Here is a 19604-nt window from a genome sequence, read left to right as displayed (position 1 = left end):
TTCTTTTTAGAATAAGAGGTTGCCGTCGGGCTAGCCATCAGGCAACCTCCATTATTTATTCAAACCTATCTCTACCAAGTAGGAAACTGCTGTAAAAAAACATGCAAAATACAGTGGGTTTCCTCTTTGAAATTATGGTCTTAAGTTTACTTCTCTAACAGAAATGTTATCCATATAAATTGACAACGGATCAGTATTCGCAGGGTTAAATGGTCTGAAGATTAATCTATAATCACCATCTGCTTTAGGTGTATAATATGTACATCTTACGTACATCCACTCACCTACTACTGTTTCTGTTGTGAAGTTAAATCGATCAGCTGCCCAGTCAATTGCAGGATTACCAAAGTAAACTAGCATTGATGGTACTTCTGGCGCTGCATCGTTGATGTTTTCTACACCGCTTTCCACTTTAATCATCATACCCAACTCGTATGATTTACCAACTTCCAATGTGAAATTTTGGTTGTGACTAAAGATGGCTCCACCTTCAGCTTCCATTACTAATTTTCCTGATTTACCGCCATGGTAAGCTTCATTATCAACAACATTAAGCGTATACTGTGCCCATTGACCACCCCATTGTTGATCAGGCCAATCAGTATCAAGAGAATTTTCAAAACTATGATCAAACGGTGCCGCTTCTAATATATTCGTGTTTGGTCTATGCACTAGTAGCTTGTCCGTAAATTCATCAGCTGCTACAAAGTCAGTTGACTGTAAAATACCACCTTGGTAAGTAACCGTAACTACATCATCATCATAAATTGTTGCATCATCTAAAGCGATCAATACAATATTACCTGCTGATGGATCTACTGCCGCAGTTAAAACTGAAGGATTAATATCAACACCTCTTCCTTCGTTTGTTAAGTGTACTGAGAAAGTTGAAGGATCAACAGACGCTGGCTCAATTTCTCTAGAGTAATCCAATGCAATGAAACCATTTTTCTGGTATACATCTGTCAACAATACTGGATCACTTGAAGGAACTACATTGATTGCATTGATAAAGTTTAATGTATCAATTCCTTGAGGTCTTGGTCTGTCTCCTAATACGGTTGTTGAGTAAGTACCCAATTTTTTGTATTGAACGATTGTCTCTGCTGCTGTTCCATCTGCAATCTCTGCTTCGATGTAAGTCACAGCCTCTGGTTCACCTCCACCAAAGTTGTAAACAATTCTTGCAGGCTCACCAATAGCAGTCAAAGTATATTTGACCATTCTACCCGCTTGAACCTCATTCGTTTTCGTCAAATCCAATTCATCACCCGTTGTACCGTCAGGGAAATAGAAGTGTGCTTTTACTTGTAATCTTAAAGAATCTACAACGTTGATTACAATTGCTGTATCCAATGATGCTTCTCTTTGCGTGTTTCCGTCATAAGCCGCTCCAGCAAATTGCTGTGATAAGTTTACTTCTTTGATGCCCGCTTCATTGAATTGAATATGAACCAAGTCGTTTGTAGAAGTTACATCTGTAGACCCTTCAACATGTGCTCCTTCTGGCAAAGTCCATGTTCTGTTTACAATACCTTTTGATGCATCTGTAAAGGTCATTGAACCGCCTACTTGCACTCTGTTACCAAACTGGTACTCAGAAGTGTAAATCACTTGATGATTTGGTTCTACACCTGGTGCTTCCCACTCTTTTGTACATCCGAAAATGGAAAGTAGTGCAAGTAATAATATATAATTAATTTTTTTCATTTCTTCTTTGTTAGGATAGACTATAATAAATCTGGATTCGTTTGAACTTCATTTGCTGGCAATGGATAGTACTTGTGTACTGTCTCATTATATTTCGCCGCTTGTTCTACGAAGTTCTGGATAATGTAAGCCCCGATGTATAAAGGTGGCTGTCCCAAAATTGTCTCAGCATTGTCTAATCTCCACTGCTCGTCTACAGCTCTTCTGTCCAATGCCTCGCCAATGATTCCCCATCTTCTTAAATCTTTCCATCTGTGTCCTTCAAATGAAAGTTCGATTGGTCGCTCTACGTAACGGATGTGCTCTCTTACTGACTCCTGAGATGGTGCCACTAATGGATGAGGAGCTCCTGTTACTTCCTTACTGATATTCAACTTAGGGAAAGTTCCGCCATTGTTATCCATGTAATCTTGTAAAGTATATACACCTGCTCTTTCTCTTATCATATCAATGTAAGTGATAGCGTCAGTGAAGTTTCCAAGCTCATTCAGTGCTTCAGCATACATTAATAATACATCTGCATATCTGATCAATCTGAAATTGATTGGAGAAGTTTGACCGTTGTTTTCCAAGTTAGAGATACCTGTATTCCATCTTGTAAACTTCTTCACATAACCTGAGTGACCACCACCCATTGGGTAAGTATCGCCGTTGTCTTCTTCCCAAACTCTGTTGAAGTAAGTACCGTAGAAACGTGGTACTAAGATAGAGTTTGTCAATCTTTGAGAGTGTGTTTCACCTGCAGCGTTGATTGGGTGTGAAGGATCTACTTCATCACTCAATAACATCTCATGTAAATATTGAGAAGGAGTCACTACGTTGAAACCACCTGCTGTAAGGATATGTGTAAATGAATGCTCTAAACTTGATGCTTCTGAAGGCGTTACGTTACCACCTGCAATGTTGTCTACCCAATCTCTGTTACTTGATGGAGGTAAAACTGAAGTAGAGTAATTTACTTCAAAAATAGATTCTGAATTATGCTCACCTGCTTCGTCAAAGTTATTTCCAAAAACGGGTCTTAATGCATAGATATTACTGTCTACTACTTTCTTGAATTCAGCTGCTGCTTCTGACCATTTTCCATCATATAAGTAAGCTTTACCTAATAATGAAACTGCTGTACCCCAAGTTACACGACCTGCCTCCATGTTGCTCCATGAAGTTGGAAGATGCTCAGTGGCAAACTGTAAATCTGGAACTACCACTTGTGAGATTACGTCCGCTCTAGGATTGAACTTCTTGTTCAAGCTGTCAGAGTTTGCATAATACTTTGTATTAATTACAGCTCCATTAAAGTTGTTCGCTAACTCGAAGTAGTAAAATGCTCTCAATGTTCTTGCCTGCGCAGCCACTTCAAACTTCTCTTCTTCAGGCATATCCACATCTTCACCCTCAATGAAAGTGATGATTTGGTTCGCTCTGTTCACACCGATATACAATTCAGCCCATTTATTTTGGATCATTGGGTCACTGCTTGTATAGTTGAACAGCTTGTAAGTGGTATATGAAGGATACCAAGTATCACATTTCGCCAAATCCGTCAATGCCATTTCATTGGCAGTTCTAAATCCTGAGACTGTGTTGAACTGCAACGCCGCATAAGCAGTATTTAAAGCGTAATCAAAATGCTCTGAATTTTTCCAGAATGTTTCTGGAGTCAACGCATTTACGTTCGTTTGTGATAAAAACTCGTCCTCGTTACATCCTATGAGTAAGATAGAAGATAATAACGTAATCAGACTATATTTTATAAATTTCATTGAATCTTAATTTAATTTCCTAACTAAAAGTTAAACTTCACACCACCCAAGAATCTTCTTGTAATTGGGTAACTACCTCTGTCTACACCTCTCATGTAAAGACCGTCTCCACCAACTTCAGGGTCATATCCTTTATAACCAGTGATTGTGAATGGATTCTGTGCAGTTACGTAGAATCTTAATCTATTAATCTTGTTATTAAATAATTTGCTTGGTAATGTGTAACCCAAAGTGATGTTTCTGATACGTAAATAAGAACCATCTTCTAGGAAGAAATCAGAGTAAGATTTTGTGTTCGGGTGTTCCGAGTTTGATCTTGCTGCTGGAATATCTGAGTCAGGGTTAGCCGGTGACCAAGCGTATTGCATATCTTTATGTCTACCCATACCATAAGCGTAAAGGTTAGCACCGTTATAAATTTTAGCACCATGTGAGTAATACATCTGAACAAACAAATCAAATCCTTTGTATGAAGCGTTGATACCCATACCCATGTTGAACTTCGCTTGTCCTGAACCTGCATACAACCTATCGTTATCATCAATTACACCATCTCCGTTTACATCACGATACATCATATCACCCATCTCTGCTTCTACACCTGGCAAGCTTTCATTATAAGCTTTCAATTGCTCTTCTGTTTTGATCACTCCCATGCTTTCTAACAAGAAGAATGAACCTGCTGGGTAACCTTTCTTCAAGAAAGTGGTGTGATCTTGGAATCCTGATCTAGTTTGAACTGGAATACCACCTCTGAATGCAAATCCTTCAACACCATTCAAGTCTGTCACTTCGTTTACATTTCTAGCAAAAGTATAGTTCACACTCCATTGGAAACCATTTTCATGAAGGTGCTTATAACCAATTGCTATCTCATGACCTCTGTTCACCATGTTACCTGCATTTACAAGAACTGAAGTATATGGAGTTGCGTTTCCACCTGCTGGCTCTGTTACTGAAGTACCGAATGATGGTGGAATTGTTTGATCCAATAACATATCCTCCTTACTGTTCACATAGAAATCATATGAGAATGAAAGACGATCGTTTAAGAAGCTTAAATCAACACCAACGTTTCTCGATACTGTTGTTTCCCACTTCAAATCTGGATTCACATATCTTCTGAAGATAGCACCTGTTGCTAATCTTTCGTTTTGTCCTAAACCAAAAGTGTAATCAACACCGCTTTCAATTCTTGGCATAAACGAGTAAGGTGCAATGTTTTGATTACCCACTTGACCAAAACTACCACGAATCTTAAATGCGTTCACAATTTCGCCGATTGATGAATTCTTGAAGAAAGATTCCTCACTAACATTCCAACCTGCTGAAGCACCATAGAAAGTACCGTATCTGTTATCCTTTGAGAAGTTTGAAGAGCCATCGTTTCTTACCGATAACGACACTAAATAACGGTTATCATAGTTATATTGTGCTCTAAACATCTTACCTACCAAAGTATTTGTTGATACATATTGCTGTGGTAAGAAAGCCACTGAACCTGCACTCAATACTTTTGTTTGGTTATCTAATAAACCTTCCGTTAATACGCTTCTTGTCTCATTGTTGTACTCTTCAAATGAATATACTGCTGTTAAGCCCAATGTGTGACGGCCGAAAGTTTTATTGTATGAAAGGATATTTTCAAAAGTTGTAGAACTAGAAAGATAATTGTTGATTGTCATTCTTGATTCCATCTGCGAAGCACCTGCTGCTAATGTTCCATCTTGTCTGTAGATCAATAACTGAGGCTGGAAGAATACGTTTTCAGAAGAGTAAGTATTTCTACCAAAACTCGCTTTATATCTTAATCCATCAACGATTTCATATTCTAAAGCTAATGCCAAGTTTGTTGACATTACATCCGTGTTGTTCTCGTTTGAAAGTTGCGTAGCTAAGTAACCAAAGTTCTCAACTTGCTCTGTTTCAACCACTAAACCATTACCACCTACTTGTGTATTTTGATTTAAAGCGGGTACCCAAGGCTTTTGAGCAATTGCTAATTCATACAATCCCCAAGGCTCCTGCTCTCTTTTCTCATCTGTAATACCCAATGAAGCGAAAGCTTTGAATTTACCTTGTGTATACTCACCATTCATACGTGTAGTAAAACGCTCAAATCCTGAGTTGATCAATACACCGTCTTGGTTGAAGTAGTTGGTAGAAACATTAAATTTCAAATGCTCAGAACCTCCAGAAACACCTAAGTTGTAAGATTGGATCGATGCATTGTTGTTTTGTACATCACTTACATAATCTGAATCATTGTATCCAGCATTAGGGTTGAATAAGTACAAATTCTGCATACCGCCTTCTGCAGTGATTCTGTTGTGATCTACATACAACTGCTCTTGGTGATTGTTTAGAGGAGTGTTTGAAGTAATGTTTTGAATACCTGCATAAGCTGAGAAATCTACTGAAAGTTTTCCTTGCTCACCTCTTTTTGTTGTAATCAAAATTACACCACCTGCTGCTCTTGTACCGTAAACTGATGCTGCTGCACCATCTTTTAGTACATCAATACTTTTAATTTGCTCTGGTGCAATGTTTGGGTTGCCTTGGAATGGAATACCATCCACAATGTACAGTGGACCACCTGCTGATTTAGCAGATACTACACCACGAATTTGAATGTTAGCCTCAGCACCAGGACGACCTGAACTTGCTTGAACATCCACACCTGCGATCTGACCTTGTAATGATTCTCCAAGATCTGAAGTTGGCACTTTCAAGATGTCTTCTGATTTTACTGACCCTACTGAACCTGTAATCTCTTTCTTCTTTTGAGTACCATAACCGATGACAACCACCTCATCTAAAGCTTCAACATCTACCATTAATTTAACGACGATGTTGTTTTGGTTGGTTACTAAAATTACTTGATCCTGATAACCGATGTAACTTACTCGAATCGACTCACCAGAATTGACAGCCAATGAAAATTCACCGTCAAAGTTAGTTGTTGTACCTTTGCTAGTTGTTTGAATAACGATATTCACCCCTGGGATTGGCTCACCTGTTTCAGTGTCCATCACTTTCCCTTTCAAAACATTCTGCTCAACTTCTTGTGCTATACTTTCTATGTTAAAAGCAGTTAGTACAAAACAAGTCAGAATGAATTGTAAAATAAGATAAGCTTTACTCATACTTGTAAAAGTTAATTAAAGATTAAAGAGCTAGTCAGCTTTTCATTTCATTTCAAATAATATTTGCGACTGGCTAAATAAAAATTATAAGTGTCTGCGAAACCTTTAACAAATATGGGAGTTTATAAATTTATTTGCTCTATATTTGACTAGATCAAAACTGTACAAATGCAATTTATTGTAAACGTAACTCAACAATTTTCTAAACATATAATACATAACTAACTTATTATCAATAATATAATTATTACAGAAACATTACTTTTTATGAATTATGACTAGACAAATATTACTTATTTTATTTACAATTTTAATTGGTAAAATTTCGATTTTTGGTGGGGTTTTTCAAAATAACAATTCCTCCCCCTTAAAAGATGGGAATAAAAATGAGGGTGTTCAGGAAAAATTGAGTGTAAATTTTACACAAAAAATTTATCAAGAAGCAGAGGCCTTAAAATTCCTTCAACCGGACAGTGCAATCTCTTTATATCAGTACGCAATTTCCGAATCTATAAAAACTCAAGACAGTGTTTTATGGGTAAAATCCTTGACAAGTTTGTCTTATTTATATGCACATAATGGCAGCTTCGGTCATGCATACGATGGATACTGGAGTGCACTCTCTCTGGCCAATCAATTAGAGGATGATCTTTTGAGAGTACATATCTATAATGGGCTTGGCTGGCTCTATAGTTTTTATGAACGTAACAAACTCTCTAATGAATATTTCGATCAGGCCATTTCAATCCTCAAGCAAAATAAAAGTATCGACCGCTATATTTTAGTCGATAATTATTATGCAAAAGCAACGATTGCAAGGAAAAGCGGAGACATAGAACAGGCACGTGCCTACCTTGATACTTGTATCCTTGAAAAGAAAAATATTATTGAAGTCAATCAAGAAAGAAATGATAACAGTTTTATAGAGGCGGAGTACGTTTATTTATTATATGAAGATGAGGAATATAATAAAGCATTGGAACGTCTTCTTCCTTTAGATAATTTCTTTACGAGATACCAACACAGTTACCTTGTCATCTTCCATTATTTTATTGGTAATGTTTATAAGAAAAAAGGGCAACTCAAAGAAAGTGAAAAGTATTACCACAGTGCTCTTCAAGCAGGAACACAACATAAAAGCCACTCTGACCTCCTTCCTATCATAAATAATGAGCTGTCAAAGGTGAAATTGCAAATGGGCAAAACAAAGGAAGCCTATGAGTACCTTCTAAAGTCAAAGCAACTTAACGAAAAACAATACGGCAGTAGAAGCAACACCAATAAAAAGTTTCTTGAAATCAAGGATCAATACAGAAAGGAACAGGAACATCAGCAAGAGGTATTGAGAGAACAAGAACTGGAAAGACTGAAACAGGAAAGTAAAATCAATTACCTTAGAAATATTATATTCTACATTACGATCACTGCTTTAGTGCTCGTTGTATTTTTTGTATATAGAAACCTTCGCAATAAATATAAGGCTGACAAAAAGTTCTTTATTGAGAAACAAAAAATGGAGGAAGAGAAAATCAAAGAGGTACTTGAAATCAAGAATAAGGAACTCACTGCCTCTGTGCTTCAAATTATTCAACATGAAGAAACGCTTGCTGATATTAAAAAGGAATTGACGGAATTGAAAAAAGATCCTGATGCCAACCAAATCAATAAGCTTTCTAAAAAAATCAACCTCAACACCAATAACAACTGGAAAGAGTTTGAAGCTCGTTTTGTAGAAGTAAATGGCAACTTCTATAAGGAGCTCCATGAGAAATTCCCTAAACTCACGCAAGGGGACCAGAAAATCTGTGCATTGATCAAACTGAATTTTGATAGTAAAGGCATGGCAAAACTATTAGGCATCTCTACTGAGTCTGTACACACCACAAGATATAGGTTGCGCAAGAAGCTAGGGCTGTCCAGACAGGATAACTTGGAAGAGTTTATTTCTAATATTGGATAGTTTTTTAAGAGTTAAGAATTAAGAGTTAAGAGAAGTGGTTCGTGTTGTGGCCTGTAAGGTCGTTTTTACTGTTCATTAAAAATTGTAATATAACATCTCTACATTTTTGGTAGAATATCATTTATAATGGATACCTTTCGTTGTAGGGATGTTGCATTGCAACGTCCACCGAACCACCATAAAAAAACTTTTAGAACTACAAGGCGGCCCATTTTTTTTTCATTCTTCCCTCTTTACTCTTCCCTAAAAAACATTTCTTTACTTCTTTCCAAGTACTCAAAGTGTATTTTACCAAAAATTGGAAGTAGACTGTAAGTGTCCGTCCACGCACCACAACACGAACCACTTCTCTTCATTCTTAACTCTTCCCTTTCCCTCTCGTAAACAGCTATTTTTTCTGACTGTAATTCCCAAGAAACTACTAGACAAAATCTGAACACCCGCAAAAAACTATGGTATTTCAATAGATTCCAACTCAACAGATTATTATATTACTTCTAGCCCTGTATCTGTTTTTTTACTTTCGAAACTAGACTTTTCGGACTACTATAAATGAAATGACATGAAAGCTTCAAAAATCCTTTTCATTCTCTTTATTATGCTCCCTCTTTTTTCAATTGGGCAATCGACAGAGGTGAAAGTCATGATGGACACTAAATATTCAGTGAGTGAGTATGCTGAATTCGATAGAAAGAAATATATCGTATTGCATTCCACTCAAATGGAAAACGACTTCCAGGGCCTTGATTCATTACAGCATTACATTATTAATGATCTTGATGTGTATTTGGGCAGAAATAATGGGATCATGGGTGGAGTGATGCACCGTTCTACAGAAAATCCTGAGAAGAAAGGATATGTTGATCCTGACTATATGAAAAAAGCAGGAAAGAAATATAGGCTGAATATCTACGGAAAGAAGGGAAAAAATACGCATCAGTATGAATCGCATGTGGATGAAATGGCAGGCGGACAAGTGCACTATTTCTGGACTGGGCATTCTTCTAACGAAAAAGATCCAGAAAATGCATGGAACATTCAAGGTGGTGACGCTATTGGTGATTTTATGGGACAGTTTATCAATGAGTTTTATAGAAATGAAGGAGAACCCGTTACAAAAGGACCTTTAAGGCCAAAATATGTAGAGGTGATCAATGAGCCACTTTATGAATTGATTGATGGAGTAAAAGAAGAAAGTGACAGAAAACCAGTGAAAGAGATTTTCCAGTTTCACAATGATGCTTCCGTTGCTTTTAAAAAACATAATAAAGATGTGATGATTGGTGGATATACAGCCGCTTTTCCGTTTTTTGATGACCGTAATTTTGAGCAATGGAATGAACGCATGAAACTCTTCTATGATATGTCAGGAGAGCATATGGACTTTATCTCGATTCACCTTTATGATTTCAACAAGCATCACTTAGGTGACAACGATCCTAGTACTTTTGACGGTCCTATCAACTATACAGGTGGACGTATTGAGGCGACTTTGGATATGATGGAGGCTTACAGCTTAGCAAAATATGGAAAGGTGATTCCACTATTGATTTCTGAATATGGCGGGCGCGATCACTCTACTGAGTGGAAACCTTGGTTTGCAGAAAGAGATTGGGATTTTATGAAATCAATGAGCCCTATGATGATGCAGTTTATGCAACGTCCGGATCATATTCTGAAAGCGATACCTTTTATGATTCCGAAAGCGGAATGGGGACGTAAAAAGAATCCTTATCCATGGAGATTATTGAGACAAGAGTTTGAATTGGAAGGTGAGAGTAAAAAGTGGGTTTTCACGGAGCAAATCAAATTTTATGAGCTTTGGTCTGAAGTTAAAGGCAAGAGACTACAAACTACTACGCCAAATGCAAACCTTTTAACCGACGCATACAAAGACGGTAAAACTGTGTATGTGATTGTGAGTAATCTTAAAAGAAGCAAGCAGAATGTACACCTTAATACATTAGGAATCAAAGAAGAGCAAATCAAAGCGGTTAGTGTCAAACAATTATACCTGAAAGAGCATCAGCCTACGTTGAGCAATTCATCTATTTCTTTTCAGGAGGAATTAGAACTTAAAAGCGAAGCAACGGCTATTATTAAACTTGAATTGAAGCAAGATGCTGATCTGATAAAAGAGGTGGCTGAACAAAAATATTACTCGGATCAGATTTTAAAGGAAATCAAAGCCGACAAAAAAATGGTTTATGATTTAAATGGTATTAATACAGAAGGTATCGCTCAAGTAGAACTCCGTATTGGTATGGGAAGACCGCACCAAACTACTGCATTTCCTAAAGTAACAATCAATGGAAAACCGTTACAATATACCAAGGAAATCCAAGGACAATCTCAAAATCTTAGAGCACAGTTTTTTACGCTTATCACTGTCGATGTTCCAAAGGATAGCATCAAGAAGAAAAATAAAATTGAAATCACTTACCCCGATAGCGGTGGTCATGTGAGTAGTGTTGCTTTAAAAGTAATACAAAAGAAAGAAGTAGTGAAGTAAAGATATTTTCATTTTCATCAGAAAAGTCGTTGTGGTTTTTAGTAATCGCAACGACTTTGTTTTATAATTCCAATGCCTTTGTAACGAAGAGAGAGACACCCATCACACCAAAAATAAGTCCCCAGTATTGCATTTTGATCCAGAAGAAAGTATGAATCATATTTCTGATAATCACCTTTTTACCTGTCACTTTATCATGCACTACATGTTCTTCAGATTTGTTCCATCTTTTACCCATAATTCCAGAAAAAAGGGCTGTGATAATTAGGCTCAATACTATTTTGTAGTCTGTTTCAATAGATTGTGGTAATGCGAGTGTAAGAAGAATTATACTTCCTATAAAAACGAATATGGAGAGGATTCCTCTACCGGACCAGATTAACATTGCGGATAATTTTAATTGCTATTTATTTCGGTTTAAAGTCTTTGTCGGATACTGTTTAATGTTACAGAATTTATTCCAAAAAAGAGCGCTGTAGTCTTTAATAGTGTTAAATTTTAACAGAATTCATATTACAAATAAAACTGCTCATTTCTTCACATAAATCTATCAAATGTGTACGTTTTCCTATTTACCCCCTTTTTTCAAGAAATAATTTCACATAAAATAAACTGTATCAATAGTTTATAAGAGCGTGTTTGAATTTAATAAATTGCTTTATAGCTCACATTTTACAGTGAATCATGGCTTAAGGTCAGCTAGACATTATTTAGAATTGTTAACTAATGAAAAATCCTTCTGCAGTCTCATCATTCAAATTATAAGACTGCAGAAGAACAAATTGCATAACTGACTAAAGACTTTTTGTCGCTTTATTGACCAAATATTCTACACGGCGAGGAACCAATCCTTCAAACTTCGACCACTTTGCTTTTTCTATAGTTTCCAATTCTAGCCTCATTCCTTTAGCATCAACTAGCAAGACCACCGTATTCAATACAAAGTTGGTCTCTATTGGATCTTTACATTGATCTAAAATATCAAGAATTAAAGGTTTAGGATCAACAGCATCAGTCAGCCCTAAAAACTCTGTAGCACGAGTACGTACCAATAAGTCAGGGTCTTGTACAGCCATTTGTTTTGCTATGTCATAGAACTCGGATGCCTCTTTTCCATATGCACTGCAATTGATCAAAGCCCAGTAACGTTCCATTGCTTCTTCTGAAGCTAACGCCTTTTGGATCTTCTTTTTCGCCTTTTTATACGGTAGAAGTTGCACATCGGCAAGATCTATCAACTTATTAATTTGAGCTTTATTTTCTTTACCAAATGCTACGCCATCACCACTGCTTAATTTCAAGAAAGTAGGCTCGGGGAAGAAAGAAAGATCGGGCATTCCTTTTACTCTGTCTTGCATTATTTTTCTCATTTCCAATAACACCTTCTTATAAGCAGGATCATTAGCTAAATTATTCACTTCGTGCGGATCATTTTCTAAATCATACAATTGCTCAGGCAAACGTGCTCTATAGAAAGCCTCTTGAACTTCATCTAATTCTCCTTTCTTTGCCATGTCTCTCCATTCTCTGAAAGCCGGTTGCTTGTAACGGTAGAAATTATGCAATCCATCAAAATTAAACGGCTGATAGCTTCTCCAGTAACTGAACTTTCCTTTGCGTAGAAAACGCACCATATCATATTTTTCATCAAAACGGTCTGCATAACCAAAAGCCTCATCTCTTTTGTTCAGTTCTTCTAATTTCACATTATCACCTAAAAACGGCTGACCATCAATCTGTTCTGGAATTGGAAGTCCTGCAAGATTCAATACTGTTGCCGACAAATCAATAAATTCCACAAAACCATCAATTCGTGATCCTTTTGGTGCAGGAGCTAAATGTTTCCAGTTTTCAGGAACATAGACAACCATAGCCACTTGCAAGCCATCATTGTGTGCATATCCTTTTCCCCCAGGAAGTACCCCTCCATGATCACCATAATGAAAAATAAACGTATCATCCAACAAACCGTCCTCTTCCAATTGCTTCACAATACTGCCAATTTTTTTATCTACATGATGGTTCAATGAGATGTACTGTGCATGCTTCTCTCTAAATAGTGGCGTATCTGGATGATAAGGAAATAATTCAACGTTGGCGGTAGCACTAATATCTTCTACATGTGATTTCAAAGGGCCAAACATCTGACTTTCATGCGTGTCATAAAAATTTTGAACATGAAAGAAAGGTTGATCCGGTTTTCTATTTCTAAAAGTAGCCTTCTTTGAACTTTCGTCCCATACCCCTTTTACTTCCTCTTTTGTAAAATTATAATCCTGCTTGCTGTTGTTTGTGGTATAATAACCCGCTTCTCTTAAATATTTAGGGAACATTTTCAACCCCTGAGGCATATGTACTTTTTGCTGAGGACGGTGGAAATGTACGCCTGTTTTTGGAGCGTAAACACCAGAGATAATTGTACTTCTTGCTGCCGAACATACAGGAGCATTAGAATAAGCATGATTAAACACCAATCCACCTTCTGCTAATTTTTCAACATTAGGCATGGGTGCTCCATGTTCAGGATTATATAATCTATACCAATTGGCGGAGTTGTCTTCAGATGTAATCCAAACAATATTAGGACGTTTTTGCTGTGCAAATACATTGGCTTGAATACAGATTACCAAGAGTAAAAACAGTCCTTTGTAATTCAATTTCATTTCTTTTAAGAGTTTGTAGTCATTAAGTATCACTTCGAGGTCAAAAATAATAAATTCTCACCTTTGAAAAGGAGGTGTATTCTTCAAATGAATGGTGGCAAATTATTCGATTTTAAATTTTTCCTAAAGATGAATTGAAATACAAGCCTGCGTATCATCAAAATCTATATTAATATAAAAACAATCAATTTTACAAATACCCAATCCCGCCGTATGTTTGTATCGTAATCAATCGGAAAGCGGTTGAGTTAAACAGATAACAAACATCAATCAAAAAATAGATACACTATGTCACAAATCGGAAAACAAGTAGTAGATTTTAAAGTACAATCTTTCGAAAACAACGACTTCAAAACAGTTACTAAAGAAGATATTTTAGGGAAATGGTCCATATTCTTCTTCTACCCTGCCGACTTCACTTTTGTATGTCCTACGGAACTAGAAGACCTTGCTAACCTTTATGAAGATTTCAAAGCTACTGGTACTGAAATTTACTCTGTTTCTACAGATACTCACTTTGTGCACAAAGCATGGCACGACACTTCTGAAACAATCAAAAAAATCAACTACCCAATGCTTGCAGACCCAACAGGGGTACTTTCAAGAGGTTTTGAAGTAATGATTGAAGAAGATGGAATGGCGGAAAGAGGTACTTTCATTGTGAATCCTGAAGGTGAAATCGTTTCTTATGAAGTTGTTGCTGGTAATGTAGGAAGAAACGCTGAGGAGTTATTGAGAAAATTGAAAGCACTTCAATTTGTGGCTGAAAATCCTGCTGAAGTTTGCCCAGCAAAATGGAAAGAAGGGAATGATACATTGAAACCAAGCATCGATCTTGTAGGATTGATCTAAAAATATGCATACGCACCCTAGCTTTAAAACATTAGTTATATTTATACAATAGTTTGCTTTAAGTACAAATTCAAAATTATCTAATACTAATTCTATTTATTGTTTTGCGATTACTTCCTTCAAAAAACTTTTAATAGAACCACTATTAATACGTTTTTTAGCGTTGTTCTCACAAAAAATAAATTAGAATTAACTATGATTTATTTTTGACTTAGTACTTAACAAAAAAATCCTATCTTTTTTAGATAGGATTTTTGGGTTAGTAAAAAAAACTGTATCAATATTATGACACAGCTTTTACGTATTACATATACCTTTCTCAATTGTTAAATAATCATTTTACTCTACAAATTAATGCACTCGGTATTAAGTTTATTATCCTCTTGTCAATTGTAAATAGTTTAGTTTTTGAGAGTTTACTACTTAAATGAATTAGATAAGTAATCACATCATCATTTTCCAAAAATTAATCAAATATGAATGTATTTTTTTATTGAAATGACCTATTCAAAATAAATATGATAAAGTAAAATTATCTTAGATGATGTATTCAACTCTAAACATTATTTATTGACCTTACATTAATAAGTCTTTCCTTGATTAATTAGTAATACAAATGTATTCTCTTGGGATTAATGAAAGTCTTAATCCCTATTAATATCATAAAAACGACCTTCTATTCTTCATAAGTTCTTGATCTTATCACCCTATTTTATAAAGTAACTGATATCTCCTTCAGTAATTTCCTTTAAATCAATTACGGCTGTCTCATCAAACTTAGTTTGGAAATTATTTTGATATTCTTGAACAGACTTTTCAATTAGATTCTCCTTATTTTCATTTCTATAAGCTCTGCAACGAATAATCAACGCCTCTTCACTTACAGTATCTAACTTCGATAACACATCAGCAGTTATTAAAGCATTTTGAACTGAAATATTTTGATGATGGTGATAATAAAAATTTAAAATAAGTTCATTCAACTTGAAAATAATTTCATTTCGATAATTCTCAAACCATTCTAAATTCATATTAGACAAAATCCCTCCTTCTTCAATTAAATCATTTAACTGATGGATTTCTTCTATACCAAATACTTTTTTCTTTAAGATTTTCTGGAGTTCTTTCCAATCACAAAAGACGTTCTTCTCTAACTCTATAGACCACTTATAAGCCTTCTTGTCAATAGTAACATGACTTAATTTACTTAAAGTTTTTCTAAGTTTCGAGAGGTTCACCAATCGATTATTATTGGCATTTTTAGTAGTTTTTTTAGGCCAGAAAGCCAGATTAAATTCTTCTGTAGTGATACCGTTGTCCGTTTCTGTTTTTATAAGTAACAATAGTAGTATTTCTTTTTGTAAAGGAGATAATTCACTAGTGATAACTTCCTTTTTGTTACTGATAATTTTAAAAGCACTTAAGGTTAATATTGCGTTTTTATCTTTTGATAATGAAAGAAACGGTTCTGATTTATCCTTCTTTTCCTGGACATTAGTCACTTCTAAATATTCTTTTTTGACCTCTATGGGTTCACCTTTTATTCTGACCAAAAGAAAAATAAGAATCAAAATTCCCGCAACAAAAAAGAGCATAAAGATGGTACTATTCACCCATGCCATTTCCTTTTCAGGTGAACTAATCTCAGGTATATGTGATAGAACAGGTGTTCCTATCTTGTACACTCTCACCTCAGAAGTCCTATTCTCAGGATCATAATAAGACAAGACAGTGAGAAGAGTATGTTCATTTTGGTTATAATAGAGTTCAGCTTTGCTATTGATGTCTTTAAATGTAAAAGGAATTGAGGTTTGAACCTTTTCTACATTTAAAGTCTGTGTAGAAATCTTATATAATGAAAGAGAAGTATTTAACTTCTGACTATCAAATCCTAATGCATAAATAATAGTATCCAGTTGAATTAAATTATCACAGAAAACAATATTATCTTCTAACTGTAATTCTTTTTCTTGGAGAAGGTTTATAGTATCCCCCTTTAATGAAAATTTTGAGAGTGTTTTTATTGAAGAAGCATTATTCCACTGATTTCCATCCTCAGAACCATATCCTCCCAATACATAAAACTGATGATTACTAGAATTGCTAATTGCAGAAAGGTATCTTGGTGTTAATGGTTCTTTATTTATCAATTCTTTAAATTCACCATCCTTCAATCGTATAAATTGACTCTGATAACGATAATGTCCATACCCTCCAAAAAAGAGAAAAGACGAGTCACCATCAAAATAACTTCTAGAATGATGTAGGTATTTTTCGCTTTCAGGATAGGGCGGTAACTGTGTTTCCCATTTTCTTTTATTAAAGTCAAAATAAGACATCACATTGTGTTCTAGATAATATAACCCAATCTTGTCTTTGATTGGGTTATATAACATCCGAGTATCACTCACTATTGATAGAGGTTCATCTAGATCAAAGTTTTTTTGTTGAGAATGAATTCTTAAATGATAGATTTTCAATCCTTCATTAAAAGCGACAAATAACTTATTTCCATTCAACGTATAAGAAACTCTTCCATTGAAATTTAAATTCGTTACATTCTCCCATTTTGAATGTTTATTAATAGTCCATTTTGGATTTTTAATTCTCCCTTTTACACCTCTGATTTTATCATTGACCACCTCTCCACTATTTTCATCAAATTCCCATCGATGGGTGATTTGATTATTTCTTGCAAGAGTTATACTGTTCAAGTTCATAGGTAAAATATCATAAGACAACTCATCTTTGAAATTGACAAGCCCCATCAACAATTTTAATTTTTCTATGACTTCAAGTCCAGAGATATTGATCGTAGCCAGCGTATTATTCTCATGCTCAATACTAATATCTTTATTGACTTGATCAATTACTAAATGGAAAACTGTATTCTGGTAAGGTTGAATTTTACAGTTGAAAGCTTTTTGTTTATCCCCTACCATCAATAAGAAATTATTCTTCTCACTGGGAACATGTAATAGATCAATCTTTGTTTTTTGGTCATCAAAACAACGGATCAAATAACCAAAGCTATCCTCAAATTGATTTAGAGTGGAAAAATGAATACTTATTCTAGTCTGTAGATCTATATTTAAAAACCCTTTATCTGGAATTTCTAAACCAGAAAAGTTTCTCCAATCTTTACTTATATCAGTTTCGTGAAATAGAAGTCCTTTCGCATCTTTCTGACCATACGTCGTGAATGTGGAGAATACAATTAAAAGTAAGCTTATATAGTATTTGATCTTTATCATGTTAAAAAAATGTGGTAAAAAGGTTATGATCACATCTTTCAAAAAATTTAACCATCAGACAAATATAAAATGCATTACTTAGAAAAAGTATATATATTCAACCATTAAGTATTTTTATTCTAAAATCATAGGACAAGTTGATCTGAAAAATAATGTTGCTAAATATTTCAATTTATCTCTTTTAGTCTATTTTCGTTAGGTCTTGTAAAGTAATTCACCAAATGATTTTGCTTGTTGGAATTTTCAATTTCTTAAACTGTGAAGTGGTTAAAGGATTATACGTTAGATTAATTTTCTCAAGATGTTTCAGTTTTGAAAGATCAACCAAAAAATTAAGGTTTTTCCTTGATACATCTATTGTTAGTGCATTAAAAGATTCATCAAAATCAACTCCTTCCCAATGTTCTAGAGGTATCTTTTGTGACCAGTTTAATTTCCCCGTATTTCTTAAAGACATCAATTCCAATGCATTAATATCTTTATTAATAGGGATTACTTTACAACGATATTCATAATATAAGTAATTTTTTATTTTCAGATCGGGTACTACAACTTTACAAGTATATTTACCCTCCTCCGCGAAGGATACTGTATTATTTTCTTTATCACAAGACAATGGACTTTTTGAATTACTGTCAAGTATCCAATCAAATTGGATCGATAAATCAAAAGGAAGAGCAATTAATGCAGTATCAAGAGCATTACAAAAAGTCAAATTTTTAATTACTTTTTGGTTGGATATGTTGATTCTTCTTAAAGAAAGATTTTGAGAAGGTTTGATTTTTTTTAACTCATAAATATCAAGTGCATTATTATCTAAGACACATTCATCTCTTATATAAAAGTCTTCGAAAAAATCATAGGGAATATACTTTATCTTATTTCCACTTAAGTTAAGATACACTAAGGTTGAATTCCCATTATCATCTTTGATCACAGATTCTGAATAGGAATTTTTAGTGATTTGAGATGGAAACCTTTGAAAAAGGTTCTCTCTTAAATTGATAAACTCCAAACGTTTAAGTTGCTCAAAAGATTGGGGAAGTTCTGTTAATCCGCCACCTGGAAAAATATTGATCATAACAAGGCGGTCCATATCTCCAAAGTTTTGAGGTAACGTCTTAATAGAATGAGGAGGTAGTTTAAAATTCGACAAATTAAATTTTAGAACTCTCTGTTTTGAAAGATCTTTAGTTGAATTAGTATACCTTCTAAATCCTAACTTAGATACAAAATCATAATTATCTATTCCTCCGGGGACCTCGGGCAATTCCTCCATGGGTTTTAAGAAACCATTTTCATCTGTAATATCTTTAAATTTGAAAAGTCTTCCCATTTCTTGCCAACCATTTTCTGTCGTTTTGGAGGATATCCCATTGGATCTATATTTATCAAAATAGGGTCTGATCTCTTCATTTTCAGGGTCCAGGTAAAAAGCCACTAAAACCCAATAATCTTTTGTTTTATTCTGCCCATAACTACTTTGTGTATAGGTCAACAAAACGATAATAACGAACAAAGTGTATTTCATAATAGTACGCATTATTGAAGATGTATTTATTAGAATTTCTTTTAAATACTATCTTTATTTCTGTTATAATTAAGTGATGATGTATAAGCTTTTGGATTGGAGATAACATGATTGACTTTACCTGATCTTTAATTTAAATTTTCATGTTCAGTATATACTCACCGTGCTAAATCCAATAGTTTAGCTTGTGCAATTGTATTCATTTCATTAAAA

At 34.8% G+C, this 19604-nt stretch carries 10 protein-coding genes; 3 read left to right on the top strand and 7 right to left on the bottom strand.

Annotated elements, in window-relative coordinates; all coding sequences use genetic code 11:
* Nucleotides 1–132: 132 nt before the first annotated feature.
* The 3 genes from HHU12_RS17050 to HHU12_RS17040 are packed head-to-tail and all read right to left on the bottom strand — an operon-like array spanning nucleotide 133 to nucleotide 6619.
* A complete protein-coding gene (locus HHU12_RS17050; protein ID WP_169657954.1) occupies nucleotides 133–1710 on the bottom strand; it encodes a hypothetical protein in 1578 nt (525 codons plus the stop codon).
* Between the two features lie 20 nt (nucleotides 1711–1730).
* Nucleotides 1731–3473, bottom strand: a complete 1743-nt coding sequence (locus HHU12_RS17045) for a RagB/SusD family nutrient uptake outer membrane protein (RefSeq protein ID WP_169657953.1) — start codon at nucleotides 3471–3473, stop codon at nucleotides 1731–1733.
* A 23-nt stretch (nucleotides 3474–3496) separates the two neighbouring features.
* Nucleotides 3497–6619: a SusC/RagA family TonB-linked outer membrane protein gene (locus HHU12_RS17040; RefSeq protein WP_169657952.1), complete on the bottom strand. Its 3123-nt coding sequence runs from the start codon at nucleotides 6617–6619 to the stop codon at nucleotides 3497–3499.
* Nucleotides 6620–6893: 274 nt separating this feature from the next.
* Here HHU12_RS17040 and HHU12_RS17035 point away from each other — a divergent pair, with 274 nt between their 5' ends.
* The gene (locus tag HHU12_RS17035) at nucleotides 6894–8579 is read left to right on the top strand and encodes a tetratricopeptide repeat protein (RefSeq protein WP_169657951.1); all 1686 of its coding nucleotides are present in this window, start codon (nucleotides 6894–6896) and stop codon (nucleotides 8577–8579) included.
* A 562-nt stretch (nucleotides 8580–9141) separates the two neighbouring features.
* The gene (locus HHU12_RS17030) at nucleotides 9142–11091 is read left to right on the top strand and encodes a beta-agarase (protein WP_169657950.1); all 1950 of its coding nucleotides are present in this window, start codon (nucleotides 9142–9144) and stop codon (nucleotides 11089–11091) included.
* Between the two features lie 61 nt (nucleotides 11092–11152).
* On the opposite strand, the gene HHU12_RS17025 is transcribed toward HHU12_RS17030, so the two are convergent.
* Nucleotides 11153–11476 carry a hypothetical protein gene (locus HHU12_RS17025; RefSeq protein ID WP_169657949.1) on the bottom strand — a complete coding sequence of 108 codons (324 nt, stop codon included), beginning with the start codon at nucleotides 11474–11476 and terminating at the stop codon, nucleotides 11153–11155.
* 409 nt (nucleotides 11477–11885) lie between these two features.
* A complete protein-coding gene (locus HHU12_RS17020; RefSeq protein WP_169657948.1) occupies nucleotides 11886–13754 on the bottom strand; it encodes a sulfatase family protein in 1869 nt (622 codons plus the stop codon).
* A gap of 288 nt (nucleotides 13755–14042) precedes the next feature.
* On the opposite strand from HHU12_RS17020, the gene ahpC reads away from it, so the two are divergent.
* Nucleotides 14043–14606: an alkyl hydroperoxide reductase subunit C gene (ahpC, locus tag HHU12_RS17015; protein ID WP_169657947.1), complete on the top strand. Its 564-nt coding sequence runs from the start codon at nucleotides 14043–14045 to the stop codon at nucleotides 14604–14606.
* A 707-nt stretch (nucleotides 14607–15313) separates the two neighbouring features.
* On the opposite strand, the gene HHU12_RS17010 is transcribed toward ahpC, so the two are convergent.
* A complete protein-coding gene (locus HHU12_RS17010) occupies nucleotides 15314–17860 on the bottom strand; it encodes a hypothetical protein (protein ID WP_169657946.1) in 2547 nt (848 codons plus the stop codon).
* Between the two features lie 214 nt (nucleotides 17861–18074).
* On the bottom strand, nucleotides 18075–19391 hold the full coding sequence (locus HHU12_RS17005; protein WP_169657945.1) for a leucine-rich repeat domain-containing protein: 1317 nt from the start codon (nucleotides 19389–19391) through the stop codon (nucleotides 18075–18077).
* Nucleotides 19392–19604: the final 213 nt, after the last annotated feature.

This window comes from Flammeovirga aprica JL-4, assembly GCF_012844305.1.
Classification (GTDB): Bacteria; Bacteroidota; Bacteroidia; order Cytophagales; family Flammeovirgaceae; genus Flammeovirga; species Flammeovirga aprica.
Note: the sequence above shows the minus strand (reverse complement) of the source record. Positions and strands in the feature narration are given on the sequence as shown.

Excerpts from the sequence above, each read along its gene's own strand:
- HHU12_RS17050 (WP_169657954.1), bottom strand. The coding sequence starts at position 1,710 with ATGAAAAAAATTAATTATATATTATTACTTGCACTACTTTCCATTTTC.
- HHU12_RS17045 (WP_169657953.1), bottom strand. The coding sequence starts at position 3,473 with ATGAAATTTATAAAATATAGTCTGATTACGTTATTATCTTCTATCTTA.
- HHU12_RS17040 (WP_169657952.1), bottom strand. The coding sequence starts at position 6,619 with ATGAGTAAAGCTTATCTTATTTTACAATTCATTCTGACTTGTTTTGTA.
- HHU12_RS17035 (WP_169657951.1), top strand. The coding sequence starts at position 6,894 with ATGACTAGACAAATATTACTTATTTTATTTACAATTTTAATTGGTAAA.
- HHU12_RS17030 (WP_169657950.1), top strand. The coding sequence starts at position 9,142 with ATGAAAGCTTCAAAAATCCTTTTCATTCTCTTTATTATGCTCCCTCTT.
- HHU12_RS17025 (WP_169657949.1), bottom strand. The coding sequence starts at position 11,476 with ATGTTAATCTGGTCCGGTAGAGGAATCCTCTCCATATTCGTTTTTATA.
- HHU12_RS17020 (WP_169657948.1), bottom strand. The coding sequence starts at position 13,754 with ATGAAATTGAATTACAAAGGACTGTTTTTACTCTTGGTAATCTGTATT.
- ahpC (WP_169657947.1), top strand. The coding sequence starts at position 14,043 with ATGTCACAAATCGGAAAACAAGTAGTAGATTTTAAAGTACAATCTTTC.
- HHU12_RS17010 (WP_169657946.1), bottom strand. The coding sequence starts at position 17,860 with ATGATAAAGATCAAATACTATATAAGCTTACTTTTAATTGTATTCTCC.
- HHU12_RS17005 (WP_169657945.1), bottom strand. The coding sequence starts at position 19,391 with ATGAAATACACTTTGTTCGTTATTATCGTTTTGTTGACCTATACACAA.